The 26,709-nt window shown below is 69.6% G+C and carries 26 protein-coding genes and 1 riboswitch; of the genes, 9 read left to right on the plus strand and 17 right to left on the minus strand.

Annotation, left to right across the window (positions count from 1 at the left end; genetic code table 11):
* Positions 1 to 3: 3 nt before the first annotated feature.
* The 6 genes from LR948_RS05530 to LR948_RS05555 form a co-directional block, all read right to left on the minus strand.
* On the minus strand, positions 4 to 510 hold the full coding sequence (locus LR948_RS05530) for a hypothetical protein (RefSeq protein ID WP_232752982.1): 507 nt from the start codon (positions 508 to 510) through the stop codon (positions 4 to 6).
* A 26-nt stretch (positions 511 to 536) separates the two neighbouring features.
* The gene (locus tag LR948_RS05535; RefSeq protein ID WP_232752983.1) at positions 537 to 1,241 is read right to left on the minus strand and encodes a CbtA family protein; all 705 of its coding nucleotides are present in this window, start codon (positions 1,239 to 1,241) and stop codon (positions 537 to 539) included.
* A gap of 4 nt (positions 1,242 to 1,245) precedes the next feature.
* Complete coding sequence (locus tag LR948_RS05540) at positions 1,246 to 1,419, minus strand: CbtB domain-containing protein (RefSeq protein ID WP_232752984.1); 174 nt, start codon at positions 1,417 to 1,419, stop codon at positions 1,246 to 1,248.
* A gap of 35 nt (positions 1,420 to 1,454) precedes the next feature.
* Positions 1,455 to 1,657: riboswitch (cobalamin riboswitch) on the minus strand.
* Positions 1,658 to 1,717: 60 nt separating this feature from the next.
* A complete protein-coding gene (locus LR948_RS05545) occupies positions 1,718 to 2,764 on the minus strand; it encodes an ABC transporter substrate-binding protein (RefSeq protein ID WP_232752985.1) in 1,047 nt (348 codons plus the stop codon).
* On the minus strand, positions 2,761 to 4,161 hold the full coding sequence (locus LR948_RS05550) for a sensor histidine kinase (protein ID WP_232752986.1): 1,401 nt from the start codon (positions 4,159 to 4,161) through the stop codon (positions 2,761 to 2,763). The genes LR948_RS05545 and LR948_RS05550 overlap by 4 nt, the downstream gene beginning before the upstream one ends.
* Positions 4,154 to 4,831, minus strand: coding sequence for a response regulator transcription factor (locus LR948_RS05555; RefSeq protein WP_232752987.1), 678 nt, complete (start codon positions 4,829 to 4,831; stop codon positions 4,154 to 4,156). The genes LR948_RS05550 and LR948_RS05555 overlap by 8 nt, the downstream gene beginning before the upstream one ends.
* 175 nt (positions 4,832 to 5,006) lie before the next feature.
* Between LR948_RS05555 and LR948_RS05560 the strand changes: the two genes are divergently transcribed.
* From LR948_RS05560 to LR948_RS05570, 3 genes are all read left to right on the plus strand, one after another.
* On the plus strand, positions 5,007 to 5,996 hold the full coding sequence (locus tag LR948_RS05560; RefSeq protein WP_232752988.1) for a tripartite tricarboxylate transporter substrate binding protein: 990 nt from the start codon (positions 5,007 to 5,009) through the stop codon (positions 5,994 to 5,996).
* 119 nt (positions 5,997 to 6,115) lie between these two features.
* Positions 6,116 to 6,547, plus strand: a complete 432-nt coding sequence (locus tag LR948_RS05565) for a tripartite tricarboxylate transporter TctB family protein (protein WP_232752989.1) — start codon at positions 6,116 to 6,118, stop codon at positions 6,545 to 6,547.
* Positions 6,548 to 6,556: 9 nt separating this feature from the next.
* Complete coding sequence (locus LR948_RS05570; RefSeq protein ID WP_232752990.1) at positions 6,557 to 8,095, plus strand: tripartite tricarboxylate transporter permease; 1,539 nt, start codon at positions 6,557 to 6,559, stop codon at positions 8,093 to 8,095.
* A gap of 188 nt (positions 8,096 to 8,283) precedes the next feature.
* On the opposite strand, the gene scpB is transcribed toward LR948_RS05570, so the two are convergent.
* The 7 genes from scpB to LR948_RS05605 form a co-directional block, all read right to left on the minus strand.
* The gene (scpB, locus tag LR948_RS05575) at positions 8,284 to 8,877 is read right to left on the minus strand and encodes an SMC-Scp complex subunit ScpB (protein ID WP_232753178.1); all 594 of its coding nucleotides are present in this window, start codon (positions 8,875 to 8,877) and stop codon (positions 8,284 to 8,286) included.
* 305 nt (positions 8,878 to 9,182) lie between these two features.
* Positions 9,183 to 9,983 carry a ScpA family protein gene (locus LR948_RS05580; RefSeq protein WP_232752991.1) on the minus strand — a complete coding sequence of 267 codons (801 nt, stop codon included), beginning with the start codon at positions 9,981 to 9,983 and terminating at the stop codon, positions 9,183 to 9,185.
* The gene (locus LR948_RS05585) at positions 9,980 to 10,987 is read right to left on the minus strand and encodes a glycoside hydrolase family 3 N-terminal domain-containing protein (protein ID WP_232752992.1); all 1,008 of its coding nucleotides are present in this window, start codon (positions 10,985 to 10,987) and stop codon (positions 9,980 to 9,982) included. Before LR948_RS05585 ends, LR948_RS05580 begins: the two co-directional genes overlap by 4 nt.
* A complete protein-coding gene (locus LR948_RS05590; RefSeq protein ID WP_232752993.1) occupies positions 10,984 to 11,961 on the minus strand; it encodes an SPOR domain-containing protein in 978 nt (325 codons plus the stop codon). Before LR948_RS05590 ends, LR948_RS05585 begins: the two co-directional genes overlap by 4 nt.
* A 69-nt stretch (positions 11,962 to 12,030) precedes the next feature.
* Positions 12,031 to 13,776, minus strand: coding sequence for an arginine--tRNA ligase (argS, locus tag LR948_RS05595; protein ID WP_232752994.1), 1,746 nt, complete (start codon positions 13,774 to 13,776; stop codon positions 12,031 to 12,033).
* A 117-nt stretch (positions 13,777 to 13,893) separates the two neighbouring features.
* Entirely contained in the window at positions 13,894 to 15,711 is a 1,818-nt protein-coding gene (locus LR948_RS05600) for a sodium:proton antiporter (RefSeq protein WP_232752995.1), read from the minus strand.
* Between the two features lie 185 nt (positions 15,712 to 15,896).
* Complete coding sequence (locus LR948_RS05605) at positions 15,897 to 17,057, minus strand: deoxyguanosinetriphosphate triphosphohydrolase (RefSeq protein ID WP_232752996.1); 1,161 nt, start codon at positions 17,055 to 17,057, stop codon at positions 15,897 to 15,899.
* 106 nt (positions 17,058 to 17,163) lie between these two features.
* Between LR948_RS05605 and LR948_RS05610 the strand changes: the two genes are divergently transcribed.
* The 4 genes from LR948_RS05610 (at position 17,164) to grxD (ending at position 19,708) form a co-directional block, all read left to right on the plus strand.
* Positions 17,164 to 17,487 (plus strand): iron-sulfur cluster assembly accessory protein, encoded by a 324-nt coding sequence (locus LR948_RS05610; RefSeq protein WP_232752997.1) that lies wholly within the window; start codon positions 17,164 to 17,166, stop codon positions 17,485 to 17,487.
* 707 nt (positions 17,488 to 18,194) lie between these two features.
* A complete protein-coding gene (gene xth, locus LR948_RS05615) occupies positions 18,195 to 18,977 on the plus strand; it encodes an exodeoxyribonuclease III (RefSeq protein ID WP_232752998.1) in 783 nt (260 codons plus the stop codon).
* 67 nt (positions 18,978 to 19,044) lie between these two features.
* Entirely contained in the window at positions 19,045 to 19,287 is a 243-nt protein-coding gene (locus LR948_RS05620; RefSeq protein WP_232752999.1) for a BolA/IbaG family iron-sulfur metabolism protein, read from the plus strand.
* A 52-nt stretch (positions 19,288 to 19,339) separates the two neighbouring features.
* Positions 19,340 to 19,708 carry a Grx4 family monothiol glutaredoxin gene (gene grxD, locus LR948_RS05625; RefSeq protein WP_232753000.1) on the plus strand — a complete coding sequence of 123 codons (369 nt, stop codon included), beginning with the start codon at positions 19,340 to 19,342 and terminating at the stop codon, positions 19,706 to 19,708.
* A gap of 213 nt (positions 19,709 to 19,921) precedes the next feature.
* Here the strand turns inward: grxD and LR948_RS05630 are convergent, their stop codons facing one another.
* Both LR948_RS05630 and LR948_RS05635 read right to left on the minus strand, forming a co-directional pair.
* On the minus strand, positions 19,922 to 20,317 hold the full coding sequence (locus tag LR948_RS05630) for a cell division protein ZapA (protein WP_232753001.1): 396 nt from the start codon (positions 20,315 to 20,317) through the stop codon (positions 19,922 to 19,924).
* Positions 20,317 to 20,844 (minus strand): hypothetical protein, encoded by a 528-nt coding sequence (locus LR948_RS05635; RefSeq protein ID WP_232753002.1) that lies wholly within the window; start codon positions 20,842 to 20,844, stop codon positions 20,317 to 20,319. Before LR948_RS05635 ends, LR948_RS05630 begins: the two co-directional genes overlap by 1 nt.
* 201 nt (positions 20,845 to 21,045) lie before the next feature.
* Here LR948_RS05635 and tkt point away from each other — a divergent pair, with 201 nt between their 5' ends.
* Complete coding sequence (gene tkt / locus LR948_RS05640; RefSeq protein WP_232753003.1) at positions 21,046 to 23,061, plus strand: transketolase; 2,016 nt, start codon at positions 21,046 to 21,048, stop codon at positions 23,059 to 23,061.
* Positions 23,062 to 23,935: 874 nt separating this feature from the next.
* A complete protein-coding gene (locus tag LR948_RS05645; protein WP_232753004.1) occupies positions 23,936 to 25,144 on the plus strand; it encodes a PQQ-dependent sugar dehydrogenase in 1,209 nt (402 codons plus the stop codon).
* A 52-nt stretch (positions 25,145 to 25,196) separates the two neighbouring features.
* Here LR948_RS05645 and LR948_RS05650 read toward each other — a convergent pair whose 3' ends face one another.
* The gene (locus tag LR948_RS05650) at positions 25,197 to 26,174 is read right to left on the minus strand and encodes a DUF808 domain-containing protein (protein ID WP_232753005.1); all 978 of its coding nucleotides are present in this window, start codon (positions 26,172 to 26,174) and stop codon (positions 25,197 to 25,199) included.
* A gap of 46 nt (positions 26,175 to 26,220) precedes the next feature.
* Positions 26,221 to 26,595, minus strand: coding sequence for a DoxX family protein (locus LR948_RS05655; protein WP_232753006.1), 375 nt, complete (start codon positions 26,593 to 26,595; stop codon positions 26,221 to 26,223).
* Positions 26,596 to 26,709: the final 114 nt, after the last annotated feature.

Raw genomic sequence — 26,709 nt, forward strand, 5'->3', positions numbered from 1 at the left:
CGCTCAGTTCTGCAGCGTCACGACTTCACGCAGTGCCTCACCTTCGACCGCCAGAAGCCGGTGATCATTGGCGTTCAGCGTCACCGTCAGTTCGACCGGGCCGTCAGGCATATCGGCCAAGTGCACCCAGGGGCCGTAGAGCCGCGCGCGCTTTTCGCCGTTCACGTAGAGATGAGCGTGACCCTCTCCGGGCACATGCGCGGTGCTGGCGTTTCCGGGCGCGAAGGTGAAGTTCTGCGTCTCGATCCGCAGGTTCCAGCCCGAGACCGGATCCTCGCTCAGCGCAAGCGCAAGCGCCGGGGCTTCGGGCCCTGCAGGCAGCTCCAGCATCTCGCCGTGGTCGTGGGCCGCACCCTGGCCGCCGCCCGCGCCGCCCGCATGGGCGCCGTGATGGGCGGGGTCGGAATGGTCGTGGCCGTCCAGCGTGATGCCCTGGCCGGCCGCGAAGGTGAAGCCGAGCCCGCCCCCGAGGACGAGCCCGATCACCAGAAGCGGAATGGATCGGTCCATGCCGGTGCTCTCCTGTCAGGCGGGGCTCAGGCGGTCTGCGCCGCGCCCCGCCCTTGCGTCTCGCGGGCCCAGAAGAACCCGGCGAAACCGCCCAGCAGCACCCAGGCCGCGAGCCCGATGCCAAGCGCCCGCGCCGCGAAAAGCGCGCCCAGCTCGGTCGGGACCGGCCCCGAGAAGACCTCGGGCGACGGCGCGCCGACGAGATGCGGCGCGAGCAGCAGCACCACGGCGCCGCCCCAGGCCGCCCAGCTCCGCCCGAAGGCCGCGAGCCAGAGGCCGATGCCGGTCGCCAGCACCGTCGCGCCCCACCAAAGCTGCCGCGCCATAAGGTCCGCGGCGGCGACGCCCGGCACCTCGGGCGGCAGGCCGAAGGCCGGCGCCATGTGCACGGTCACGAAGCCCGCCGCGCCCCAGAGAAGGCCGGTCCGCGCGTTGATCGTGGCGCCGCGCTCCTGCGCCAGCGCCATGAGCGGGATCAGCACCAGCGCGTAGCCCGCGTAGATCAGCATGGTGAAGATGATGCTCAGGCCGTCGCGCAGTGCGTCGAAGCCGCCAAGCGCGGGCGTGGCCGAATTGGCCTCGCCGCCGGGGCCGAAATGCACCAGGTCCCCGCCCTCGTAGAGCTCCGCGTGCAGCAGCACCGGCTGCACGAAAACAAGCTGCAGCAGGGCGGCAATCAGCCCCGCGGCAGCCCCAGCGAACAGCGCGCTGGTCAGAATCCGGGTGAACATGGGGTCAGTGGCAGGGGAAGCCGGTGGCGTGGCGCACGTCATGCGCCGCGTCATGCAGGGCACCCGCCTGCGCGTGGCCGGCCATCCACAGGATGCCGAGCCCGAGGACTGCCGCCGACAGCGCCGCGAGGATGCTGCGCGAACCGCTCTGGCCTGCCGTGAGGGTCGTGGTGGTCATGGTCGTTCTCCTTTCCCTCTCACCCGAGGGGGTTCGTGGTGTCGCCCGTGACAGGCAGGTCTCCTGGCTCGCGGGTCTTTGCTTCGGCCGACCTTCCCGGATTGCTCCAGTGGTATCCCGGCCTGCGCTCGCCGCTCACAGTTGCGGGGGCAGCTGCAGGTTTGACGCTTGGGGCGCGCCGCACTGCATTCCCTCTTTCCTCCGGCGGGCTGCCGGAACCGATCACATCTTCCTCGCTACAGAAGGCCGCACCCTCGGTCAATCGCAATGCTTGGCGATCTGACGCGGTGTGGCCCCCTCAGGGCGAGCCGCCCAGGCTGAAGGCATTGTTCCAGATCGAGAACAGCCCCTCGCGGGTGTTGGCATCGAGTGCCACCAGAAGCGACGGCGAGAGCGCGATCAGCCGCCGGGCGCTCGGCACCAGCCCGTGTTCGTCGGCATCCGCACTCATTACGAGGCCGATCTCGGCCAGCATGCCCTGCGCTTCCGCCGACAGGAGGAAATCCAGCAGCCGCGTCGCACCCTCCTTCTGGCGGGCGCCGCGCGGGATCATGTAGCTGCGCGAGAGGATCAGCGTGTAATCCTCGGGCAGGATGACGCCCACGTCGGGCTCCGCGACGCTGGCCACGTAAGAGCCCAGCACGTTGTAGGCGAAATCGTACTGCCCATCGGCCACGCCGCGGATGATCTCGGTCGAGCAGCAGGTGGCCACCGCGTCGACCCGGGCGAAACCTTCGAGCATGGCGCCGAAGGTGCTGGCCTCGAGGCTGTCGCTATGGGCGAAGAGATAGCCCAGCCCCGAGGCCGCGATGTCATAGGTGGCGATCCGGCCGCGCAGCGCCTCGGGGGCCTCGCGCATCAGGTCGAGCAGCGCGAAACGGCTGCGCGGCACCTCGGCCCCGCCAAGCGCGCGCTTGTTGTAGATGATGACGGCCGGTTCCTCGGTCAGGCCCCAGACCTCGTCGCGCCAGCGCCGCACCGGCGGCAGCGCCGAGGTGCGCGGTGAGACGTAGCGATGCGCGCAGGCGGCGTTCACCAGCCAGACCATGTGATGCACCGCCGAAGAGAGGATCGCATCGGCGGGCGCGCCCTGCCCTCCGCCCTCGCAGGCGGCACGGCTGCGGGCGAAGAGCGCGTTCGAGCCCCATTGCTCGTAGCGCAGGAGCAGGTCGGGGTTGAGATCGGCGAAGCGCTGCATGACCGGCGCGATGATGGCGATGTCGGTGGTCGACATGAGCGTCATCTCGGTCGCCCCGCTGCCGAACTCGGCGATGTCCTCCTGCGCCGCGCCGGGGACGGGAAGCAGCGCCAGAAGGGTGGCGAGGGCGTAGCGCAGCAGGGTCATGGGGCCTCCTCGCCGGGGGCGGCGGGCAGGATCAGCGCCACCCGGAAGCCCGTCGCCTCCTGGGTCATCTCAACCCGCCCGCCGAAGGCTTCGGCCACGGATTTCACGATGGCGAGGCCGAGGCCCGCGCTTTGCTCCTGGCTCTGGGCGGTGCGCTCGAAGCGCCCGCCGAGCCGCGCCAGCAGCTCCGGCGCCGGCCCCGGCCCCGCGTCGGCGACCCAGAGTGCGGCCTGCCCGTCGCGCTCCTCGGCGCCCAGCACCACCGGCGGCACGCCGTGGCGCAGCGCATTGGCCAGAAGGTTCTTCGCCGCCTCCTCGAGCGAGAAGACCTCGGCCATGACCATGACCGGCTCGGGCCCGATCTCGAGCCGCATCTCGGCACCGGGGGCCAGAAGCTCGTGGTCGCGCCGCTCGACGATCTCGAGAGCGATCTCGCGCAGGTCGACGGGCACCCGGGGCGCGCTGTCGGTCCGGTGGATCACCAGCGCCCGGCTGAGGAGCTGGTCGAGAAGCCGCCCCAGAGACCGGGTCCGCGCCAGGAGCCGCTCGCCCGCCCGCGCGCGGCCGGGCGGGCTGTCCTCCTCCAGGAGCGTCTCGGCCTGCACCCTTATCGCCGCAACCGGGGTCCTAAGCTGGTGGGCGGTGTCCGAGATCAGGTTGCGCATCGAGCCCATCTGCCGGTCGAGCCGCCCCATGAAGCGGTTCATCGCGTCGAGCATGACCCGCAGCTCCTGCGGCACGCCTTCGGTCGGCATGGGCGTGAGGTCGTAGGGGTCGCGGAACGCGAGATCCTGCGAGAGCGCGCCGAGCGGGCGCACCGCGCCCCGGATCACCACCCAGGAAATACCCATGAGCGCGATCCCCGCCAGCACCATGGGCAGCAGCGCATCGACCATGAGCGCCAACGCCATGGCGCGCCGCGCGCGCAGGGTCTGGCCCACGGTCACCGTGACCTCGCCCGAGAAATCCCGCTCGGCGAAGCGCCGGGTCACGGTGACGAAGCGCGCGGCCTCGCCCTGCAGGTCGGCGTCGAAGAACTCCGGCGCGATGCGGCCGGGGGCGTGTTCGGGATGGCCGGGCAGGACGCCGAAACCGGTCACCGGCTCGCCGCCAGGCCCGGTCACCGCGTAGTGGATGCGGTCGTCGGGGGCCTGGGCCAGAAGCTCGAAGGCCGAGACCGGCAGGTCCACGAAAGGCCCGCCGTCCTGGATGCGGATCGATTCGGCGATGTCGTTGGCGGCCCCCACCAGGATCCGGTCGTAGGCCTGCCGCGCCGCCTGCCGCCCGTTGAACCAGGTCGAGCCCGCGACCAGGAGCCCGCCCGCGAGTAGGATCACCAGGACCGCGCCCAGGACGCGGTAGGCCAGGCTCGGGGCCGCGGGCGCGGGCCTAGGCATGCAGCCCAATCCGGTAGCCGACGCCGCGCCGGGTCTCGATCACCACCGGGGTGCCCGCGAGCTTCTTGCGCAGCCGCGCGATGTAAAGCTCGATGGCGTTCACGCCGACGTCGGTGTCGTCAAAGCCGAAGAGCGAATCGTAGAGCCGCTGCTTGGTCAGGAAGTGCCCTTCCTGCCGCAGGAGCACGTCGAGAAGCGCCGCCTCGCGGCGGGTCAGCTCCAGGTGGCGGCCCTGCAGCGTGGCGCTGCGCTCGGCCGGCAGGTAGCAAAGGGGTCCGAGGGTGATCGCCTCGCCCTTCTGTGGCTGGGCGGCGTTGCGGCGCACGAGCGCCCGCAGCCGCGCCTCAAGCTCGCGCTGGTCGAAGGGTTTGCCCAGGTAGTCGTCCGCACCCCGATCGAGCGCGCCGACCCGGTCGTCGATCGAGGCCAGCGCCGTCAGCATCAGGACCGGCGTGGCATCGCCCGCGGCGCGCACCTCGCGCAAAAAGTCGATGCCCGAGCCGTCGGGCAGGTTGATGTCGACGATCATCGCGTCGAATCCCTGCACCGCCCGGCAGTCGCGCGCCTCTTCGAGGCTGGCGGCCAGGTCGCAGGTGATTCCCACCCGGGCGAAGCGCGCGACCACGCCCTCGGCCAGGTCGGTGGCATCCTCGACCATCAGAACCCGCATCGCCGAATCTCCTCCCAAAGCGCCGGCGCGGCCCAGTGACAGGTTCACGACAGCTTTATCGGCTATCCCCTCTCGTAACCCGCAACCCGGGAGGCTGAAAAGCCGCCTTGGACCCCGCGGGGGACTTTCGGTCGCGGCGCGGAGGGCGCCAGGCGGCCACCAAGTGGAGGAAACCATGATCAAATCGGCAACCCGCGGCCTGATGACGGCCGCGATCCTCGGCCTGTCCGCCGTTGCGGCGCAGGCGCAGGACTACACCCCGGAAAACCCCGAGTGCATCGCCCCGGCCAACCCGGGCGGCGGCTGGGACTTCACCTGCCGCCAGGTCGGCAAATCGCTGCAGGACCAGGGCCTCATCGACAAGACCATGCAGGTCGTGAACCTCGCCGGCGGCGGCGGCGGCGTGGCCTTCGCGGAGGTCGTGAACAAGCGCGGCGACGACAACGACCTGATCGTCGCGGCCTCCTCGGCCACCGCGACGCGGTTGGCGCAGGGCGCCTACCCGGGCAATTCCATGGACCAGGTGCGCTGGCTCGCCACCATCGGCGCGGATTACGGCGTGATCGCCGTGGCCGCCGACAGCGAGGTCGAGACGCTTCCCGAACTGCTGGACCAGATCAAGGCCGATCCGACCAGCGTGTCGGTCGCGGGCGGTTCCGCCGTGGGCGGTTGGGACCACCTCAAGGTGCTGATCGCGGCCAATGCCTATGGCATCGATGACGTCCGTTCGGTGAAATACATCGCCTTCGACGGCGGCGGCGAGGCGGTGACCCAGCTTCTCGCGGGCTCGGTCCAGGCCTTCACCGGCGACATCTCCGAGGCCAAGGGCTTCGTCGATTCGGGCGACATCAAGGTGATCGCGGTGCTCGCACCCGAGCGCCTGCCGGGCGAGTTTGCCGACTTCCCGACCGCCAAGGAGCAGGGCGTGGACGCCATCGGCGCCAACTGGCGCGGCTTCTACGCGCCGGGCGACATGTCGGACGCGGCCTATGACACCTGGGTCTCGAAGCTCTCCGAGCTTTACGCCACCGACGAGTGGAAAGCCGTCATGGACGCCAACGGCCTCGCGCCGCTCGACCTACAGGGCGAAGAGTTCGAGACCTTCGTCTCGGAATCGGTGGCCCGCATCGAGGGCATCTCGAAAGAGATCGGCATCATCAAGTGAGGCTCCGCGCGGGGTGGCTTGAGGCAGCCGCCCCGCCCCGGCCTCCCCGGGGCCGCCGCCCGCCCTCCCGCGCGTGGCGGCCCCCCTTTCCCCTCACCCTTTCACTCAGGAGATCCCCCATGAGCGATCGTATCTTCGGGGTCTTCGGCATCCTTCTGGCTTTCGCCTACGCCATGGCGGCGCTGGCGATCGAGGAAAGCTTCCTCTCCGATGCCGTCGGACCGAAGGCCTTTCCGCTGATCCTGGCCGCCATCCTCGGCCTGTCCTCGCTGGCCATCATCCTCAAGCCCGACGCGGAACCGCGCTGGCCCGCGCTCGGGCGGCTCGCGGAAATCGCCGCCGCGGTGATCGTGATGATCGCCTATGCGCAGCTTCTGCCCGAGGCAGGCTTTGTCATCGCCACCGCCTTCGCCGCCGGCTACCTGGCCTGGCGCCTGGGCTCGCGCCCGCTCGAGGCCGTGGCCACCGGCGTCGGCACCTCGGTCGGCATCTACGTCATCTTTCACCTGGTGCTCGGGCTTTCGCTGGCCCGCGGCCCCTGGGGCTTCTGAGGGGGCACCATGGATATCTTCGCATCCCTCGGCGACGGCTTTGCCATCGCGCTCACCTGGCAGAACCTGGCGCTGGCGCTGCTCGGCTGCTTTCTCGGCACCGTCATGGGCGCCATGCCGGGGCTCGGCCCCTCGAACGGCGTGGCGATCCTGATCCCGCTGGCCTTCACCATGGGCCTCGGCGCAACGCCGTCGCTGATCCTGCTGACCTCGGTCTATTACGGGGCCATGTACGGCGGGCGGATCTCGTCGATCCTTCTGAACATTCCCGGTGACGAGCCCGCGATGATGACCTGTCTCGACGGCCATCCGATGGCCAAGAAGGGGCTCGCCGGCGAGGCGCTGTCGCTTTCGGGCATCGCGAGCTTCGTCGGCGCCTTCTTCGCCACCTGGGGGCTGATCTTCCTGGCCCCGCAGCTGGTGAAGATCGCGCTGCTCTTTGGTCCGGCGGAATATTTCGCGCTCTTCGCGCTGGCCTTCATGACGCTCGGCGGGGTCTCCTCGACCAACCAGGCGAAATCGGCCTTTGCCGCCGCACTGGGCATCGGGCTCGCCATGATCGGCGTCGACACCCAGACCGGCGTGCCGCGCTTCACCTTCGGGGAGGTGCACCTCTACGACGGCATCGACTTCCTGGTCGCCATCGTCGGGCTCTTCGCGCTCTCCGAGGTCTTGATCTTCCTCGAGCATCGCCACGGCGGCTCGGACGCCTCGGGCAAGAAGATGGAGATCGGCCGGCTCTACCCGCCGCTCTCGATGATCAAGCGCTGCACGCCGACCATGCTGCGGACCAGCGTCTTGGGCTTCATCGCGGGCGTCCTGCCCGGCGCGGGGGCCTCGCTCGGCTCCTTCATCTCCTACTCGATGGAGAAGCGCCTGGTCGACCGCGAGAACACCTTCGGCACCGGCGATCCGCGCGGCGTCGCGGCCCCCGAGACCGGCAACAACGCCGCCGCCGGGGGCGCGCTGGTGCCGATGCTGGCGCTCGGCGTGCCGGGTTCGGGCACCACGGCGGTACTGCTGGCGGTGCTTCTGGCGCTGAACATCACGCCGGGGCCGCTTCTGTTCACGCAGAACCCCGACGTGGTCTGGGGCCTGATCGCGGCGCTCTTCATCGCCAACTTCATGCTGCTGGCGATGAACATCCCGATGGTGGGGCTCTTTACCCGGGTGCTCATGGTGCCCTCGCGGATCCTCATGCCGATCGTGGCCATGGTGAGCTTCGTGGGCATCTACGGGATCTCGGGCTCGAGCTTCGATCTGATGGTGATGATCGGCTTCGGGGTCATGGGCTGGGGGCTGCGCAAGCTCGACGTGCCGCTGGTGCCGATCATCCTCGGCACGCTTCTGGGCAACGCGATGGAGAGCAACCTGCGCCGGGCGATCACCATCGACAACGGCAACTGGTGGACGCTGGTCGACAGCCCGCTGTCGATCGGGCTCTGGGCCGTCGCCATCGTGGGCTTCGTGCTGCCGGTGATCGTCGGCCGCCGGGTGAAGGCCAAGATGCAGCAGCGCCGGGACGAGGAAGGCGCGCTCCGCGACTGAGCGGGCGGAGCCTTCGGACGGCGGAAGCGCCGCGCCCCGACCGGGGTGCGGCGTTTTCTTTTGGTGTGACGTGTTTGGGGGGGCCTTGGGCCGTGGCGCGGGCGGGCCGCGCCTGTTCTCAGCGGGTGGTCGCCACAACCGAAAACGCGGAAGGTGCGCTTCCCGGCTAGGCCGCAGGCGGCCCCGCCTCAGTCCTCGAACAGCTCGCTCTGCCCCTCGTCGGTCTCTTCCTCGGCGTCGAGGTCGCCCTCGCCCGACTGTGGCAGCGTGCCCGGCGGCGGGCGGCTCTCCAGAAGCCCCGCGGCGCGCAGCTCCTTCAGGCCCGGCAGGTCCCGCGCGCTTTCGAGGCCGAAGTGGTCGAGGAACTCCTGCGTCACCACGAAGGTCACCGGGCGGCCCGGCGTCATGCGGCGGCGGCCGAAGCGGATCCACTCCATCTCGAGCAGCTGGTCGACGGTGCCCCGGCTGACCGAGACGCCGCGGATCTCCTCGATCTCGGCGCGGGTGACGGGCTGGTGATAGGCGACGATGGCCAGGGTCTCGATCGCCGCGCGCGAGAGCTTGCGGGTCTCGACGGTTTCCTTCTGCATCAGGAAGCCGAGGTCCGGCGCGGTGCGGATCGCCCAGGCGTCGCCGACGCGGGTGACGCGCACGCCCCGGCCCTCGTAGCGCTTTTGCAGGTGCACCAGCGCCTCGGCGGCATCAGCCCCATGCGGCATCCGGTCGTCGAGCTCGCGCACGGTGACGGGTTCGGCCGAGGCGAAGAGGATGGCCTCGACCATGCGCTCCTGCTCGCCGATGGGCGGGGCCTCGAAGAGGGTCTCTTGCGGGGCCTCGTCCTCGGGGGGCTCGGCGTCGGCTTCGGGGGCTTGCGCATCGCCCGCGCCAACAGGCGCGGCAGAGGCGTCCCCGCTCTCTGCGCCCGCCCCGAGCGGACCGGCCGCCTCACCCGAAGCTCCCTCGGACCCCTCGGCCTGCGCATCCTGCATCGCATCCGCCTCCGCGCGGCGCAGCGGCGTCTCGCCGCCCTCCGGCGTCTCGGGCATCGGGGTCTCGTCTTCGGGAATCGGATCGTCGGCCATGGCGCTCATGTCTCGCGCCCGTCGCGGCGGCGCAACTCGATCGGGGCGAACATCTCGGATTGGCGCAATTCCGCCCGGCCCTCCTTCACCAGTTCCAGCGAGGCGGCAAAGGTCGCCGCGGTGGCCGAGCGCAACCGCATCGGGTCACGGTCCCAGCCCTCGGGCAGATAGGAGGAAATATCCGTCCAGGTGCCCGCGAAGCCGATCATGCCGCGCATCCGGTCCAGCGCCATCTCCAGCGTGAAGACATGGTCGCGGTCCATCACGAAGGGGCGGAAATCGTCGCGGGTGCGGATCCGCGCATAGGCCTGCATCAGGTCGAGGATCGAGGCCGAATAGCGCACCCGGCGCACGCGCTCCATTTTTTCGGGGATGCCGCGCACGAAGAAATCGCGGCCGAGCTGGTCGCGGCCCATGAGCCGGGCGGCGACCTCGCGCATGGCCTGCAGCCGTTCGAGCTGGAAGGCCAGATGCGCGGCCAGTTCCTCGCCCGAGGGGCCTTCCTCGGTGGGATCGGGCGGCAAGAGGAGCCGCGACTTCAGGAAGGCCAGCCAGGCCGCCATCACCAGGTAGTCCGCCGCCAACTCTATGCGCAGCGCGCGGGCCTTTTCGACGAAGGCCAGGTATTGCCGCGAGAGCTGCAGGACCGAGATCTTGCGCAGGTCGACCTTCTGCGTCCGCGACAGCGTCAGAAGCAGGTCGAGCGGCCCCTCGAAGCCGTCCACGTCGACGATCAGCGCCTCCGCTTCGAGGCGGTCGGCGACAGAGATCGGCTGGATGTCGAATTCGGGTTGGTCGTCTGTCATCCCGCGCGCCCGGAGCCAAGCGCCTCCAGCTTGGCGGTGAGAGCTTCGATGTCAACCTCGCCGGGGTCGCGGCGGGCGGTCAGCGCGGCAACCGCGCGGACGTGGCTTTCGGCGCTCATCTCGCCGACCTCTTCCATCAGCGGGGCCATTTCCTCGTAATCGCCGTTGCAGTGCAAGACGCAGTCGCAGCCCGCCGCCATGGCCGCGGCGCCGCGCTCGGGCACGCTGCCCGAAAGCGCCTCCATGGAGATGTCGTCGGTCATCAGGAAGCCGCGGAAGCCCAGTTCGGCGCGGATCAGCTCGATCATGCGCGGCGAGACGGTGGCCGGGTTCGCGGGGTCGAAGGCCTCGAAGACCAGATGCGCCGACATGCCGAGCGGCAGGTCCGCGAAGGCCCGGAAAACCGCGAAATCGGTGCCCATGAGCACATCCGGCGCCTCGGAGATGCGCGGCAGCGCCAGGTGGCTGTCGAGCTGCGCGAGCCCGTGGCCCGGCATGTGCTTCATCACCGGCAGGACGCCGCCGTCGAAATGCGCCTGCGCCACGGCGCGGCCCCGCTCGGTCACCTCGGTGACGCCGTTGCCGAGGCAGCGGTCGCGCAGGATCGCATGGGTGCCCGGGCGCGCCACGTCGAGGGTCGGCGCGCAATTGCCGTCGATGCCGTAGCTGCGCAGCTCCGCGGCGATGATCCGGTAGCGCAGGTAAAGCGCCTTGGCCGCGACATCGCCATGCGCCCCGGCGAAATCGAGCGGCGGGGCCCAGTCGCGCGCCAGCGGCGGGCGCAGGCGCTGGACGCGGCCGCCCTCCTGGTCGATGAAGACCGGTGCGTCGCGGCCCACGGCGTCGCGCAGCTCGGCGGTCAGCGCGCGGATCTGGTCCGGCGTCTCGAGGTTGCGCGCGAAGAGGATGAAGCCGAAGGGGTTGCTGCGGGCGAACAGCCGCCGCTCCTCCTCGGTGATCCGCGGCCCCAGGGGGGCGAGGATCGCCGCCCCGAACCGGCTCACCGGGCCACCACCGGGATGCAGTCGCTGCCCTCGGCCACCAGCGCCGCGCAGAAGCGCCGCGCGTCGGAGAGATCGGTGAAGCCATGGGCGCGCAGCCGGTAGAAGGTCTTGCCGCCGGATTGCGCCTGCTGGATCACCCGCGACTTCGGGCCGAGGTAATCCTCGAAGCGGGTCGAGAGCTTGGCCCATTCCTGCCGCGCGGTCTCGGCGCTGTCGAAGGCGCCGAGCTGCACCAGCCGGGTGCCGGAGGCGAGGTCTTCGGGGGCGATCTCGCGGGCGGCCTCGGCCTCTTCGGGGGTGACCGGGCTCAGTGCGGCGGTGCGCAGCCCGCCGGGCCGGGCGCGCGGCTTCAGCGAGCGGGCCATGCCGTCCTCGCCGCCAAGCGCCATGGCGATGGTCGCGTCGATGGCGGCGCGCTCCATCTCCTCCTTGCCGGAGGCGGGGCGCTCGGCCTCGACCTGATCGGCGGCCCCCTCGCCCGCCTCACCGGGGGCGAGCGGCGACAGGGGCTTGGCCCCGGCGGTGACCTCTTCGACCAGCGCGGCGAGCGTCAGCTCTTCCTCGCCATCCGCCTCGGCCGCGCCGGCCTCGGGTTTCGGCTGCGGCACCACCGGATCGGCGGCGGCCACCTCCTGCGGGGTGTCCTCATCCGAGAGGCGCGCGTCCTCGGGGGCGAGCGTCAGGGTCTCGGGCGGCGGCGGGGCCACGCCCTGCCCGGCCACGTCGTTGACCGCGAGCCCCTGGTGATCGGCGGGCTGGCCGCCGGGGTTCTCGGGCTGAACGCGCATCGGCCCTTCGGCCGCGCGCACCACCGGGATGCCCGAGACGTCGCGCATCACCAGCTTCGTGCCCCAGACGCCGACGCCGACGATCAGCGCAAGCGATACCGCGGCGCCGGTCAGATGCGTCAGGGTCGCAAATGGATTCTTGGGATGGCCCCCCTCGTCGGGACCGGAGCGATAGGTCTCCGCCATGCCTGCCTCTCGTTCCGGCGGACATCCCGCCGGTCTGCTGCTCTGCCAGTCCGGCGGGCGCGTTTTGTATCAGCGCATTTCTTCTGCCGGTTCGACGCCCAAGATACCCAATCCCGCTGCCAAAACAACCGAGACAGCCCGCGCCAGGGCGATTTTCGACTGGCTTGTTGCGGGGTTGTCTTCCTGCAGGAAGCGCAGCTCGGGCTCGTCGTTGCCGCGGTTCCAGAGCGCGTGCAGTTCCGAGGCCAGCTCGTAGAGGTAGAAGGCCACCCGATGCGGCTCGGATGTGCGCGCGGCGATCTCCACGAGGCGCGGCCATTCGGCCAGCTTCTTGGCCAGCGCCAGCTCGGAGGGATGCGCCGCGTCGGTGGCGTCGATGCCCGCCAGCGTGGCGTCGCTCACGTCGATGCCCGCGGCCTGGGCCTTGCGCAGCACCGAGGAAATCCGCGCATGGGCGTATTGCACGTAGAAGACCGGGTTGTCCTTGGACTGCTCCAGCACCTTGTCGAAGTCGAAGTCCAGCGGCGCGTCGTTCTTGCGGGTCAGCATGACGAAGCGGGTCACATCGGAGCCCACCTCTTCGACCACGTCGCGCAGGGTGACGAAGGTGCCGGCGCGCTTCGACATCTTGAAGGGTTCGCCGTTCTTGTAGAGCTTCACCAGCTGCGTCAGCTTGATGTCGAGCGGCGTCTTCTCCTGCGAGAGCGCCGCGACCGCCGCCTTCATCCGCTTCACGTAGCCGCCGTGATCGGCGCCGAAGACGTCGATCAGCAGGTCGAAGCCGCGTTCCACCTTGTCGTAGTGATAGGCGATGTCGGGGGCGAAATAGGTCCAGGCGCCGTCCGATTTCATGATCGGCCGGTCGACGTCATCGCCGTATTCGGTCGACTTGAAGAGCGTCTGTTCGCGCGGCTCCCAGTCCTCGGGGGTCTTGCCCTTCGGCGGCTCCAGCACGCCCTTGTAGATCAGGCCCTTGTCGCGCAGGCTCTCGATCGCCGCCTCGATCCGGCCGGTGCCGTAGAGCGACTTCTCCGAGAAGAAGACATCCATCTTCACGCCCAGAAGCGCGAGGTCCTCGCGGATCAGGTCGAGCATCCGCTCGGTCGCGAAGAGGCGCACCTTCTCGAGCCAGACCTCCTCGGGCTGATCGAGATAAGCCTCGCCGACCTCTTCCTTCAGCGCCGCGCCGACCGCGATCAGGTAGTCGCCGGGATAGGTGCCCTCGGCGAACTCCACCTCGTGGCCATGCGCCTCGAGGTAGCGCAGGTAGACCGACCGTGCGAGCACGTCGACCTGGGCGCCGCCGTCGTTGATGTAATATTCCCGCGTGACCTCGTAGCCCGCATAATCCAGAAGCGCCGCCAGCGCGTCGCCGAAGACCGCGCCGCGGGTGTGGCCGACGTGCAGCGGGCCGGTGGGATTGGCCGAGACATATTCCACGTTGACCCGCTGGCCCTGCCCCATGGCCGAGCGGCCATAGGCCTCGCCGGCCTTCAGGACGGCGGCGGGCAGCGCCTGCCAGACGGCGCCCGAGAGCCGCAGGTTGATGAAGCCCGGGCCCGCCACGCTGGCCTCGGCCACGCGCGGATCGGCGGAGAGATGCGGCACCAGCGCCTCGGCGATGTCGCGCGGCTTCTGCCCGGCGGGCTTGGCCAGAACCATGGCCGCATTGGTCGCCATGTCGCCATGCGCGGGGTCGCGCGGCGGCTCGACGGTGACCGGGCCGAGGTTCAGCTCGCCCGGCAGGCGGCCTTCGGTCTGCAGCTTGCCGATGGCGTCGGTGACAAGGGTTCCGATCTCGGAAAAGAGGTTCATGACGGCGTGCTCCTGACTTCGGGGCTCCGTCTACCATGCCGGCAAGGGGCGTCAATGCAGCCGCCGGGCCCGCGTCTTCTTACGCTTGGGCCGCCTTACGCTTGGCCCTCCCCGCGCTCAGGCCTCCTTGCGCTCGGCCCGCTTCGGCGCCAGCACCAGGATGCAGGTGCCGGGCTGCTCGCGCGGGCTCTCCTCGGGACCGAGGAAGCGCAGCGTGCCTGCCGCGTCGAGATCGGCCACCAGAACCGCCTCGGGGTTGCGGCTGCGCCAATCCTCGAGGTCGAACTCCTCGGTCAGGCGCGTGGTGCGGAACTCCCAGCCCTCGGAGATGCGGCGGTTGGCCTCGAGGTAGGTCTCGTTCGGGGCCACGGGCCGCCCGCCCAGCGTCGCGGGCAGCGTGTGCCGCGCCGAGGTCTCGCGCGAGCGCTTGAGCTGGAAGACCTTCTCGCGGCCGAACTCCGGCCCGAGGTCGGTGGTCACAAGCGTGTTGTAGGCATCGTTATCGGTGGCCGCGATGACATGTTCATAGCGCACGAGGTCGAGCCTATGCTCGGCGTCCTCGGAGAGAAGATCCCCGAAATAGGTCTCAATCTCGGCCTCGCGCGCACCGCGCAGCCGCATGTAGTTCGGATCGACCACGATGACCGGCAGGTCCAGCCCCTTGAGCGCGCGCGCCAGCGCCACCGACCAGGGCGAGCCGCCGACGATCATCACCCCCGGCCTCTCCGCCGCGGTCAGCCCCAGGAGCCGCGCCAGCGGCGAGAGGGTGAAGCCGTGCAGCACCACCGTCGCGGCCACCAGCGCGAAGGCCAGGGGCGCGATCTGCGCACCGTCCTCGATGCCGATCCCCGCGAGCCGTTCGCCGAAAAGCCCCGCCACCGCGACCAGCACCACCCCGCGCGGGCCGGTCAGCGCGATCAGGAGCCGCTCGGCCCATGGCACATCCGAAAACGCCAGCGACAGAAGCACCGCCGCGGGGCGCGCCAGCAGGATCACCGCCAGCACGAAGAGAAGCGCGCGGATGTCGAGCGCCGCCAGCGTCGCGCGGTCCATATTGGCGGCCAGCAGGATGAAGACGCCCGAGACCAGCATGACGGTCGCCTGTTCCTTGAAGCGCCGCAACTCGGTGTAGGAGGGCAGCTCGACATTGGCGATCACCAGCCCCATGAGCGTCACCGCCAGGAGCCCCGCCTCGTGCAGCACCCAGTCCGAGACGCCGAAGACGCCGAGGACGAGCACGAACAGGACGGGCACCTTCATGTATTCCGGCACCATGCCGCGTGCGAAGGCCCGCGCCATGCCCCAGCCCGCGGAAAGCCCCAGGAAGGCCGCGAGCGCGATGCCGCTTGCCACGTCGAGCGCCGCATGGCCGGCGCTGCCCGCGCTTTGGGTGACGACCACCACTTCGAAGGCGAGGACCGCCGCCAGCGCGCCGACGGGATCGTTGACGATGGCTTCCCATTGTAGGAGTGCGGCGGGCCGCCGCCTGAGCCGCGCCTGCCGCAGGAGCGGCGCGATCACCGTCGGACCGGTGACGATCATGATGCCGCCGAAGACCGCCGAGGTCGCCCAGCTCAGCCCCGCCACGTAGTGCAGCGCCGCCGCCGAGGCGATCCATCCCAGCGGCGCGCCCAGCACCACCAGCCGCTTCACCCCGGTCGCCGCGTCGCGCAGCCCCCCGAGGTTCAGCGTCAGCCCGCCCTCGAAAAGGATGATCGCCACGGCGATGGCCACCATGGGCTGGAGAAGCGCACCGAAATCGCGCCCGGGATCGAGAATGCCCAGCCCCGGCCCCACGGCGAGGCCCGCGACCAGCATCAGCACGATGGCCGGCATCCTCAGCCGCCAGGCGATCCATTGCGAGCCCACGCCAAGCGCGCCCACCAGCGCGAAGGCCATGACCGGGGCGAGCCCCGCGGTCTCTGCTGTCGCCATGCTGCCCTCTCTGCCCGTGACCCGCCCGAGTGTAGCGGGGTCACGCGGGGTTTCGAGGGAAATTCGCGCTGTCTGCGCAGAGGCTTGCGGCACAGATGCGCAGGCGCCGCTGGGGCTGCCTCGAAACCGGGCAAAAGGGGTGTCGCGCCACGGTCAGCCCGGCGCGGTCAAGCCCCCTGCCACGCTCAGGTCTGGTCGGCCAGCACGTGTTCGCCGGTCAGCCGCGCGTGTTCCTGCAGCGCGAAGCGGTCGGTCATGCCCGCGATGTAATCGGCCACCAGCCGCGCCAGCGCGGCCTCGTCGGCGGCGCTCTCGATGTCGCCCTGCCAGCGGCGCGGCAGCAGCGCCGGATCGCCGAGGTAGATCGGAAACAGCTCGTGCACCGCGCGGGTGACCTTGGCGCGCTGCGCCATGACCGAGGGCGCGCGATACATCCGCGTGAAGAGGAAGGCGCGGATCTCTTTCAGGTCGGCCCAGAGCCCGTCGGAGAAGGAGATGACCGGCCGGCCGAGCTCGCGGATCTCCTGCGGGTGGTTTGCCCCCGAGGCCAGCAGCGCCGCCCGCGAGGTGTCGATCAGGTCGCCCACCATGTAGCCGAAGACCCGCCGCAGCGCCTCGTGCCGCCGCCGCGTGGCGTCGGTCGCGGGATAGGCGCAGTCGACCTCGGCATAGGCCTCGCGCACCAGCGGCAGCTCGGCGATGTCCGCCTCGGTGAAGAGCCCCGCCCGGAGCCCGTCGTGCAGGTCGTGGTTGTTGTAGGCGATGTCGTCCGAGAGTGCCGCCACCTGCGCCTCGGCGCTGGCATGGGTGTGCAGCTCGAGGTCCTGCACCGCGTCGTATTCGGCCAGCGCGTGAGGCAATTCGCCGGTCACCGGGCCGTTGTGCTTGGCGATGCCCTCGAGCGTGTCCCAGGTCAGGTTCAGCCCGTCGAACTCGGCGTAATGGCGTTCCAGCGTGGTCACGATGCGCAGGGTCTGGGCGTTGTGGTCGAAGCCGCCGTAGGGCTGCATCAGCGCGTCGAGCGCATCCTCGCCGGTATGGCCGAAGGGCGTGTGGCCGAGGTCATGGGCCAGCGCCACCGCCTCGGTCAGGTCGATGTCGAGCCCGATGGCGTTGGAGATCGTCCGCGCCACCTGCGCCACCTCGATCGAATGGGTGAGCCTGGTGCGGTAGAAATCGCCCTCGTGTTCCACGAAGACCTGGGTCTTGTGCTTCAGGCGGCGAAAGGCCGAGGCATGGATGATGCGGTCCCGGTCCCGCTGGAAGCAGGAGCGGAAGGCGCTTTCCTCCTCGGGGTGGAGCCGCCCGCGCGCGAAGGCGGGCGAGCATGCATAGGCGGCAGTCATTCCGGTCCTGTCCTTGTCGGCTGTCCCGGACCTTCATATATTGGGGTCTGCGCGGGATGAAAACGCCCAGAGACAGCTCAACCCCCCTGTTTTGCGAGGATTATCGATGCAACTGCCCCCGAAAGTGACCGAGCGCGCCTTTGCCCGCCTGGCCGAGATCGGCGCGGGCGACCAGGGACAGGCCCTGCGCGTGGCCGTCGAGGGCGGCGGCTGCTCGGGGTTCCAATACGACATCAAGCTCGATGCGCCCGAGGACGAGGACCTGGTGCTCGAGGGCCAGGGCCAGAAGGTGGTGGTCGACCAGGTGTCGCTGCAGTTCCTTGAGAACGCCGTGATCGACTTTTCCGACGAGCTGATCGGCGCGCGATTCGTGATCGAGAACCCGAATGTGGCGAGCTCCTGCGGCTGCGGGACGAGTTTCGCGATGTGATTGTGGTGCGCCGGGTGGCCTGATTGGTGGGCGCCGGTGTTGTTCGTATGGAGAGCGCCCGTGTCGGATGACGCGGGCGTTTTTGGTTTGGTTGAGGGGGGGGATAGTCGTGTGGTCGGCCGCGCAGGTGTTTGGCTCGGCTGGACCGCTATTTGGCTTGGCAGGCGGATCGTTTCACAAGGCTCGACGGCTAGACGCCCGGCAAGGTCTCCGTGGATACACCGTGAGATTAACCACGAACCACCTCTCGGCACTCCCGCGTCTCCCCCCCCTCACCACCCAGCACACCCCAGCGGGCAAAGGGCGCGCGCCGGACCGGGGGCCGGCGCTTCTTACCTTTGAGCGGTGCACTTTATCCCAACAAGGTCAGGACGAACGACGAACCAGGCGCACCATCCCAAGAAGCGCCGGCCCAAGGGGCCGGTCCGGCGCGCGCCCTGCGCCTGCGGCGCGGTCCGGGCGCAAAGGGGCTGCGCTGAGTGTTGGGTGTGGTCGGTAGATCAAGCAGGGGCTCGGACGCGGGCTGGCTGGCCTGTGATTGCTGTAAGTGCAGTGGATGGCCCAATACGACTTCCACGCCTTGTGCCCGAGCCACCCTCCAGCCCCACAATCCGTCTCCAGCCGCACCTCACCCCCCCACCGCTTGCAATGCGTCGCGGCCTCGCCCAGAAACGGCGCAGCGCAACGCCACCGGAGGCCCCTGCCCCATGAAGATCGCGACCTTCAACATCAACGGCATCAAGGCCCGGTTCGAGGCGCTCTCGGCCTGGCTCTCCGAGGCCCAGCCCGACGTCGCGCTGCTCCAGGAGATCAAGTCGGTCGACGAGAACTTCCCCCGCGAGCACTTCGAGGACATGGGCTACAACGTCGAGACCCACGGCCAGAAAAGCTTCAACGGGGTTGCGATCCTCTCCAAGCGCCCGCTCGAGGACGTGCGCCGAGGCCTGCCCGGGGACGACAGCGACGAACAGGCGCGCTGGATCGAGGCCACGGTCATGGGCGACAGCCTGCCCTTGCGGATCTGCGGGCTCTATCTGCCCAACGGCAACCCCGCGCCGGGGCCGAAATACGACTACAAGCTGGCCTGGATGGAGCGCCTCAAGGCCCGCGCCGAGGAACTCATCGCGAGCGAGGAACCCGCGCTCATGGCGGGCGATTACAACATCATCCCCCAGGCCGAGGACGCCGCCAAGCCAGAGAGCTGGCGCGAGGACGCGCTTTTCCTGCCTGAGAGCCGCGCGGCCTTCCGGCGGATCCTGAACCTGGGCTTCACAGAGGCCTTCCGCGCCCGCCACCCCGGGCCCGGGCACTACTCCTTCTGGGACTACCAGGCCGGGGCCTGGAACCGGAACAACGGCATCCGCATCGACCACCTGCTCCTGACCCCCGCCTGCGCCGACCTCCTGGTCGAAGCGGGCATCGACCGGGAGCAGCGCGGACGCGAAAAACCTTCGGACCACGTGCCGGTCTGGGCCGAGATCGCGGCCTGAGCCCGCTTGCGTGGCCCGCAAGCCCCCCTTACATCTGGACCAATACGACACATCGGAGCCCCTATTCATGGCTATGCAGGCCCACGAAATCGAAGCGCTGATCCGCGCAGAGTTTCCCGACGCCAAGGTCACGATCACCGATCTGGCTGGCGACGGGAACCACTATGCCGCCGAGGTCATCGACGAGAGCTTCCGGGGCAAGAACCGCGTGCAGCAGCAACGCGCGGTCTACTCGGCGCTGAAAGGCAAGATGGACGGCAGCCAGGGCGAGCTGCACGCCCTGGCGCTGACCACCAAGGTGCCGGACTGACGGCCCCAAGGCGGGCACCTCCGGCAAACACGAACTTCCGAAGGGAACGGACATGAGCACCACCGACGCGCAGACCCAGATCGACGAGACGGTCAAATCCCACGACGTGGTCCTGTACATGAAGGGCACCAAGTCGATGCCCCAATGCGGCTTCTCGAGCCGCGTGGCCGGCGTCCTGAACTACATGGGCGTGGACTACACCGACGTGAACGTCCTCTCCGACGAGGCGATCCGCCAGGGCATCAAGGATTACTCCGACTGGCCGACCATCCCGCAGCTCTACGTGAAGGGCGAGTTCGTCGGCGGCTGCGACATCATCACCGAGATGACCCTCTCGGGCGAGCTGGACCAGCTCTTCTCCGACAACGGCGTGAGCTACGACAAGGACGCCGCCGAGAAGATCCGCGAAGCCAACGGCTGAGGCCGGGCGCGCCGGTGAGGTGAGCCAGCGGCGGGTCCAAGCGGCAAGTCGCTGGACCTGCCACGCAAGCTGACCGTCACAGGCGCTGTTGGACTGATTGGCAGGCGCGCCGCGACACCAGAGCGCGCGCGGGCCGCATCACACAGAAAAGGCCGGTGCCCCAGGTGGGCGCCGGCCTTTTTGCTCAGCACTGACTGGCCTGGACGGCTTAGATCACCCCTCGGCCTTCTCCTCGACCTCCTCGGCCACCGCCTCGGCGCGGGCGGCCAGCTCGGCCATGCTTTCCAGCACGCCCTCGGGCAGCACCGGCACCTCGACCTTCTGCGGGCTGGGCTGGGGCCGCTGCGCCTCCTGCTTGATCCGCGTCTCGAGCTCGGCCACCCGGGCCTCGGCCACCGCCAGCTTGTCCTCGAGACCCGCGGTCTTGTCGGCCAGCATCAGCCCGGCCATCAGCAGCATCCGCGTCTCGGGCAGCCGCCCGATCTGGCTGACCAGCGATTGCGCCTCCTGGTCGAGCATCTCGGCGGCGGTGATCAGGAACTGCTCCTCGCCGTCCTGGCAGGCGACGGCGAAAGAGCGGTTGCCGATGGAAATGTCGATCTCGGGCATCAGGAGACCTCCTCTTCGCTGGCGCGCGCCTCGGCCTCGGCCAGAAGCGGGGTGAGCGCGGAGAGGACCGCGCGGCTCTCGGCGCCCTCGGCGCTGCGCGCGGCGCGCAGGGCCTCGAGCTCGGCCAGCATGGCCTGGTTGATCAGATGCGGCTCGCCGAGGTTGTCCTGCAGCGCCTCGCGCATCTCGGCATTGGTGCGGGTCAGCATGTCGTTGGCGTGGCGCAGGCGCTGCAGCTCGGCGTCGAGATCGGCCAGCGCCTGGCGGGTGGTCTCGGCCTCGCCGCGCAGGCCCGAGACCTCGCCGTCCTGCTTGTCGCGGATGGCGCGCACCCGCGCCTCGAGCTGGGCATTGGCGGTGCGCTCGTCCTCGAGCGCGGCCTCGAGCCGGGCGATCTCGGCGCGGGCCGCGCCCGCCTCGGCGTCGTCCCCGGCCGCGGGCGCCTCATGGCCCAGCCCTTCGACCCCGCGCGAGATGCGGTCCAATGCGGCGGCGATGCGCCGCTCAAGCTCCGATAGATCGCTCATTCTGTCTGCCTCTTGCCCGGTCCGCCACGGGCCGCGGGCGGCCCGAATCGTGTCTTTGGCGTCGTGTCAGATGAATTTAACAAGTCAAAGGGGAAAGCGCCCCCCGTTTGATGTCAAGGCCTTGGCGCCCGAGCTTGATCTTGCCGCAGGCGCTGATTAGACGCAGGTTGATCCCTTTTTGCTCAGACAGGACAGTGACCCGTGGACATCGACGCGCTCAAGGCGAAACACCCCGAACACTGGCAGCGGGCGGCGGCGATCCGCGCCCTGGCACTCGACGCCGTGGCGGGAGCGAACTCCGGGCATTCGGGCATGCCGATCGGCATGGCGGATGTTGCCACCGTGCTCTGGGGCCAGCACCTGAAATATGACGCCAGCGCCCCGAACTGGGCCGACCGCGACCGCTTCATCCTTTCCGCCGGTCACGGCTCGATGCTGCTTTATGCGCTGCTCTACCTTGCCGGCGACAGCGAGATCACGCTCGACCAGCTGCGCAACTTCCGCCAGCTCGGCGCCCGGACCGCGGGCCACCCCGAGAACTTCCTGGCCAGCGCCATCGAGACCACCACCGGCCCGCTCGGCCAGGGCATCGCCATGTCCGTGGGCTTCGCCATCGCCGAGGAATCGCTGCGCGCGCGCTTCGGCAAGAAGCTGATCGACCACCACACCTATGTCATCGCCGGTGACGGCTGCCTGATGGAGGGCGTCAGCCAGGAGGCCATCGCGCTGGCCGGCCGGCAGGAGCTGGGCCACCTGGTCGTCTTCTGGGACAACAACGCCATCACCATCGACGGCGCGGTCTCGATCGCCGACAAGACCGACCAGCCGCAGCGCTTCGCCGCCTCCGGCTGGCACGTCCAGGAGATCGACGGCCACGACCCCGAGGCCATCGACGCCGCGATCCGCGCCGCCAAGGCCGACAAGCGGCCCTCGATGATCGCCTGCAAGACGCATATCGCGCTGGGCCATGCCGCGCAGGACACCGCCAAGGGCCATGGTGCGCTGACCGATGCAGACCAGAACACCGCCGCCCGCGCGGTCTGGGGCTGGGAGGCCGCGCCCTTCGACATTCCCGCCGAGATCAAGAGCTGGTGGGAAGAGGCCGGCCGCCGCGGCGGTGCTGACCGCGAGGCCTGGGAGGCCCGCGCCGAGAAGCTCTCCGCCGCCAAGCGCCGCGAGTTCGACCGCACGCTCGCCGGCGAGGCGCCGAAGAAGCTCTCGGCCACTATCAAGGCGCTGAAGAAGCAGCTGGTCGAGACCCAGCCCAAGGTCGCCACGCGGAAATCCTCCGAGATGGTGCTCGAGGTGGTGAACCCGATCATGCCCGAGACGCTCGGCGGGTCGGCGGACCTGACCGGTTCGAACAACACCAAGACCGCCGATCTGGGCGTCTTCGACGTCGAGAGCCGCGAGGGCCGCTACGTCTACTACGGTATCCGCGAGCACGGCATGGCCGCGGCGATGAACGGCATGGCGCTACACGGCGGCGTGCGGCCCTACGGCGGGACCTTCTTCTGCTTCACCGATTACGCCCGCCCCGCGATGCGGCTCGCGGCGCTGCAGAAGGTGCCGACGGTCTTCGTGATGACCCATGACAGCATCGGTCTCGGCGAGGACGGCCCGACGCACCAGCCGGTCGAGCACCTGGCGATCTGCCGGGCCACGCCCAACACCCTGACCTTCCGGCCCGCCGACACGGTGGAGACCGCCGAGGCCTGGGAACTGGCGCTGACCCAGAGCGACCGCCCCTCGGTCATGGTGCTGTCGCGCCAGGGCCTGCCGGCGGTGCGCAAGGAGGTGAAGACCAAGAACCTCGTCTCGCAGGGCGCCTATGTGCTGGCCGAGGCCGAGGGCAAGCGCCAGGCGATCCTGCTGGCGACCGGCTCGGAGGTCTCGGTGGCCATGGCCGCGCGCGAGGCGCTGCAGGCCGAGGGCATCGGCACCCGGGTGGTCTCCATGCCGTCCTGGGAGCTGTTTGCCGAGCAGGACGAGAGCTACCGCAAGCGCGTGCTGCCCGCGGGCCCGGTGCGGGTCGGCGTCGAGGCGGCGGTCGAGCTGGGCTGGGACCGCTGGCTGATCGGCGAGCGCGGCCGCGAGAAGAAGGCCGGCTTCGTGGGGATGTCCGGCTTCGGCGCCTCGGCGCCGGCGGGCGAGCTTTACGAGCACTTCGGCATCACCGCCGAGGCCGTGGTCGAGAAGGTGAAGTCGCTGCTGTAAGGCTTGCGGGTTTGATTTGAGAGAAGGCGCTCCGCTGGTGACGCGGGGCGCTTTTTTGTTTGGGGGGGCGATACCCGATGGCGCGACCGGGTGGTGGCGCGCCCGGATGGAGCCGGGTCCGGGTTGCGCCCGGCCTGTGCGGGTTCCGGGAGGCGCCCAGCTTGTGCGGGTGTCGGTTTCTACGGGCCTGTGCGGATGTGGTTTTGCATGAGGGATTTTCCATGAAGGAAAGGACCGGCTCGGCTCCCTTGGGCCGGTTCTCATGTAAAGGCTCGGCAGATCCCGGGCCGCAAGGGCAAGCCCTCCCTGCCCAAGCCCACAATCCACCTCCCAAATCCACCTTTGCACCAGCGCCGCCCGTTCGACCCCGCGCCCTCCTTGCGCCCGAATAGCGCCGCAGGCGCCGGGCGCGCGCCGGACCGGCCCCTTGGGCCGGCGCTCTTGTGGGTGGCGTGCTTAGATCATCGCTAGCCCTGACCTTGTTGGGATAAAGTGCCTCGCTCAGAGCACAGCAGCGCCGGCCCCCGGTCCGGCGCGCGCCCTCTGCCCGCTGGGGTGGGTTTGGGGTGTGATGTTGCAGGGGCCTTAAGGGGGGCGTGGTGCGGTTTGCTGGGCTTGGCGGGCCCGTTGGTGGCGTGGTTCGTCGAGGTTCGAACGATTTGCGCAGAACTCCAAGCGTTCTTCGGGTGTCACCAGTCCCTGCCCCAAGCTCGGCAAACCAGCCTGCCAACGCCCGCTGTCGTCCCCGCTGCCCCGCCTCTCTGCCTTTCTGCCCCACTCACCTCACCCAACCACCTCCCCCCACGCCCCTGTGATGCAACTTTCCCCACCCCTGCGCGTAGCATCCCGAACAACCGTCCAAAGGGAGAGCTCCATGACCCAGACCCCGCTCCGCGCGCTCGGCCTCTCGGCCCTCGCGCTGACCCTCGCCGCCCCGGCCTTCGGCCAGGGCTTCGAGCGCGGCCCGCGCAACACCGATTTCCCGCCCGCCCGAGAGGACCAGTTCCGCGCGCCGCTCGTGCAAAGCGAGGTCACGCTCGCCACCGAAACCCTCGCCGAGGGGCTCACCCATCCCTGGGGCATCGCGGTCCTGCCCGAGGGCGCGGGCTACCTGGTGAGCGAACGGCCCGGGGCGCTCCGCTTCGTCGATCCCGAGGGGGCGATCTCCGAGCCCATCGGCAACGTGCCCAAGGTCCGCGCCCAGGGCCAGGGCGGGCTTCTCGACGTGGCGCTCGCGCCCGATTTCGCCGAAAGCCGGCGGGTCTACCTGACCTATGCAAAACCCATCGGGCTGCGGAAGAACGCCACGGCGGCGGCCTATGGCAGGCTCTCCGACGACCTCTCGCGCCTCGAGGATGTGACCGAGTTCTTCGTGCAGGAGCCTTCCTCCTTCTCGCCCGCGCATTTCGGCAGCCGGGTGGTCTTCGACGGCGCGGGCCATGTCTTCGTCACCACCGGCGAGCATTCTACCGAGGAAGAGCGCGTCTTTGCCCAGGACCTCGACAAGACCTACGGAAAGATCGTGCGCTTCACCGAGGACGGTGCCGTGCCCGAGGACAATCCCTTCGTGGACGACCCCGAGGCGGTGCCCTCGATCTGGTCTTACGGCCACCGCAACGTGCAGGGCGCGCACGTCCGCGACGGCCAGCTCTGGACCATCGAACACGGGCCCCGGGGCGGCGACGAGCTGAACCTGCCGGAACCCGGCAAGAACTACGGCTGGCCGGTGATCTCCTACGGCGAGACCTACGGCGGCAGCCCGATCGGCTCGGGCGAAGCCCAGGCCGAGGGCATGGAGCAGCCGGTCTATTTCTGGGACCCGGTGATCGCGCCGGGCGACCTGACGATCTACGAAGGCGATCTCTTCCCCGAGTGGCAGGGCGACATGTTCATCGGCTCGCTCAATCCCGGCGGCATCGTGCGGCTGGGGCTCGAGGGCGACCGGGTCGGCGAGGAAGAGCGGATGCTGATGCAGCTCGGCCGGGTGCGCGACGTGACCGTGGATGCCGACGGCAGCCTGCTGGCGATCACCGATGCGGACAACGGGCGGATCGTGCGGATTACCCCGCAGGGCTCGAGCTGAAGCGCGGGGGCGCCCTAAAGCCCGAAAGAACCGCGAAAGGCCGCCTGCCCGCTCAGGCGGCCTTTTTCTTGGCCCCGAAGGTCGCCCGCCAGAGCGGCGTGATGAAGCGCTGCCCCACCGGGATCAGCGCCAGACCAAGCGCCAGGCCCAAAACGCCGTCGATCCCCGCCGTGACGATCCATTCCACCGCGCCGTGCAGCCCCTCGGGCGTCACGCCCGCCACGGCGACCGCCACCGCGTGGATCACCTCTTCCGGCCCGTGCCAGCCCATCTGGCCCAGCCCGTGCACGATGATCGAGCCGCCGACCCAGAGCATCGCGCCGGTGCCGATCACCGCCAGGGCCTTCATCAGGAACGGCATGAACTTCACGATGCCGCGCCCGAGCCCCCGGCCAAGCCCGGTCCGCGCGGTCTGGGTCATCCAGAGCCCGATGTCGTCCATCTTCACGATCAGCGCCACCGAGCCATAGACCGCGAGCGTGATCATCACCGCCACGGTTGCCAGCGTCGCGGCCTCCATCCAGAAGGTGCTGGCCGGAATCGCCGCCAGCGCGATGGTCATGATCTCGGCGGAAAGGATGAAATCGGTCTTGATCGCGCCTTCGACCTTTTCCTCTTCGAGGTGCTGGGGGTCGTCGATGACCTTGGTGCGGCCGGCCTCTTCCTGGACGTCATGATGCCCCAGCGCATGGGCGATCTTCTCGGCGCCCTCGAAACAGAGGTAGCCCCCGCCCAGCATCAGGAGCGGCGCGATGGCCCAGGGCGCGAAGGCCGACAGCAAGAGCCCCGCCGGCAACAGGAACACCAGCTTGTTGAACAAAGAGCCCCGCGCGATCTTCCAGATGATCGGCAGCTCGCGGGCGGGCTCGAAGCCCTGCACGTATTTCGGGGTCACCGCCGCGTCGTCGATCACCGCCCCCGCGGCCTTGGAGCCGGCCTTGGCCGCCTGCCCCGCGATGTCGTCGACCGAGGCCGCCGCCACCTTGGCGATGCCCGCCACGTCGTCGAGAAGCGCCAGAAGACCGCTCATGTCTCACCTCTGCCTGAACCGAGCGCCAAGGTAAGCCCGCGTGCCCTCAACGCAAGGGCGCAAGCGCGAAACGGCCGGGACCATGGGCGGAAAGCACCAGGCAGCCGCCGGCCACGGCCCAGTTCTTCACGAAGATCGACATCTGCCAGGGGTCCTCGGGCAGGAAGTGGAAGTAGCTGGTGACCATGCAATAGGCCGCGAGCGCCGCCGCCACGGGCCGGGTCCAGAGCCCCAGGATCAGCGCCAGCGCCGCCGCCCCGTTGAAGAGCGTCGCGGGCCAGATCAGCAATTCGGGCCAGCCGCGATCGGTCAGCAGCGCCATGGCGGGCCCCGGATCGGCCAGTTTCTGCACGGTGCCCGCGGCGAAGAGCGCCGCGATCAGCAGCCGCCCGACAAGCGCGGCAAGATCGGAAAGGATCATCTGGAGCCCCCGGCCCATTGTGTTAGCGCGACCATGCCAGAAGGGTTAGCGCAACCATGGGTCCGCGACCAGATGTTAACGCCAACATATTGGAAAAACACGGTTTTCCGGATT

Source organism: Roseivivax sp. GX 12232 (assembly GCF_021272185.1).
GTDB lineage: Bacteria > Pseudomonadota > Alphaproteobacteria > Rhodobacterales > Rhodobacteraceae > Roseivivax.

Coding starts and splice junctions, on each gene's coding strand:
- LR948_RS05530 (WP_232752982.1), bottom strand. CDS start 510: ATGGACCGATCCATTCCGCTTCTGGTGATCGGGCTCGTCCTCGGGGGC.
- LR948_RS05535 (WP_232752983.1), bottom strand. CDS start 1,241: ATGTTCACCCGGATTCTGACCAGCGCGCTGTTCGCTGGGGCTGCCGCG.
- LR948_RS05540 (WP_232752984.1), bottom strand. CDS start 1,419: ATGACCACCACGACCCTCACGGCAGGCCAGAGCGGTTCGCGCAGCATC.
- LR948_RS05545 (WP_232752985.1), bottom strand. CDS start 2,764: ATGACCCTGCTGCGCTACGCCCTCGCCACCCTTCTGGCGCTGCTTCCC.
- LR948_RS05550 (WP_232752986.1), bottom strand. CDS start 4,161: ATGCCTAGGCCCGCGCCCGCGGCCCCGAGCCTGGCCTACCGCGTCCTG.
- LR948_RS05555 (WP_232752987.1), bottom strand. CDS start 4,831: ATGCGGGTTCTGATGGTCGAGGATGCCACCGACCTGGCCGAGGGCGTG.
- LR948_RS05560 (WP_232752988.1), top strand. CDS start 5,007: ATGATCAAATCGGCAACCCGCGGCCTGATGACGGCCGCGATCCTCGGC.
- LR948_RS05565 (WP_232752989.1), top strand. CDS start 6,116: ATGAGCGATCGTATCTTCGGGGTCTTCGGCATCCTTCTGGCTTTCGCC.
- LR948_RS05570 (WP_232752990.1), top strand. CDS start 6,557: ATGGATATCTTCGCATCCCTCGGCGACGGCTTTGCCATCGCGCTCACC.
- scpB (WP_232753178.1), bottom strand. CDS start 8,877: ATGGTCGAGGCCATCCTCTTCGCCTCGGCCGAACCCGTCACCGTGCGC.
- LR948_RS05580 (WP_232752991.1), bottom strand. CDS start 9,983: ATGACAGACGACCAACCCGAATTCGACATCCAGCCGATCTCTGTCGCC.
- LR948_RS05590 (WP_232752993.1), bottom strand. CDS start 11,961: ATGGCGGAGACCTATCGCTCCGGTCCCGACGAGGGGGGCCATCCCAAG.
- argS (WP_232752994.1), bottom strand. CDS start 13,776: ATGAACCTCTTTTCCGAGATCGGAACCCTTGTCACCGACGCCATCGGC.
- LR948_RS05600 (WP_232752995.1), bottom strand. CDS start 15,711: ATGGCGACAGCAGAGACCGCGGGGCTCGCCCCGGTCATGGCCTTCGCG.
- LR948_RS05605 (WP_232752996.1), bottom strand. CDS start 17,057: ATGACTGCCGCCTATGCATGCTCGCCCGCCTTCGCGCGCGGGCGGCTC.
- LR948_RS05610 (WP_232752997.1), top strand. CDS start 17,164: ATGCAACTGCCCCCGAAAGTGACCGAGCGCGCCTTTGCCCGCCTGGCC.
- xth (WP_232752998.1), top strand. CDS start 18,195: ATGAAGATCGCGACCTTCAACATCAACGGCATCAAGGCCCGGTTCGAG.
- LR948_RS05620 (WP_232752999.1), top strand. CDS start 19,045: ATGGCTATGCAGGCCCACGAAATCGAAGCGCTGATCCGCGCAGAGTTT.
- grxD (WP_232753000.1), top strand. CDS start 19,340: ATGAGCACCACCGACGCGCAGACCCAGATCGACGAGACGGTCAAATCC.
- LR948_RS05630 (WP_232753001.1), bottom strand. CDS start 20,317: ATGCCCGAGATCGACATTTCCATCGGCAACCGCTCTTTCGCCGTCGCC.
- LR948_RS05635 (WP_232753002.1), bottom strand. CDS start 20,844: ATGAGCGATCTATCGGAGCTTGAGCGGCGCATCGCCGCCGCATTGGAC.
- LR948_RS05645 (WP_232753004.1), top strand. CDS start 23,936: ATGACCCAGACCCCGCTCCGCGCGCTCGGCCTCTCGGCCCTCGCGCTG.
- LR948_RS05650 (WP_232753005.1), bottom strand. CDS start 26,174: ATGAGCGGTCTTCTGGCGCTTCTCGACGACGTGGCGGGCATCGCCAAG.
- LR948_RS05655 (WP_232753006.1), bottom strand. CDS start 26,595: ATGATCCTTTCCGATCTTGCCGCGCTTGTCGGGCGGCTGCTGATCGCG.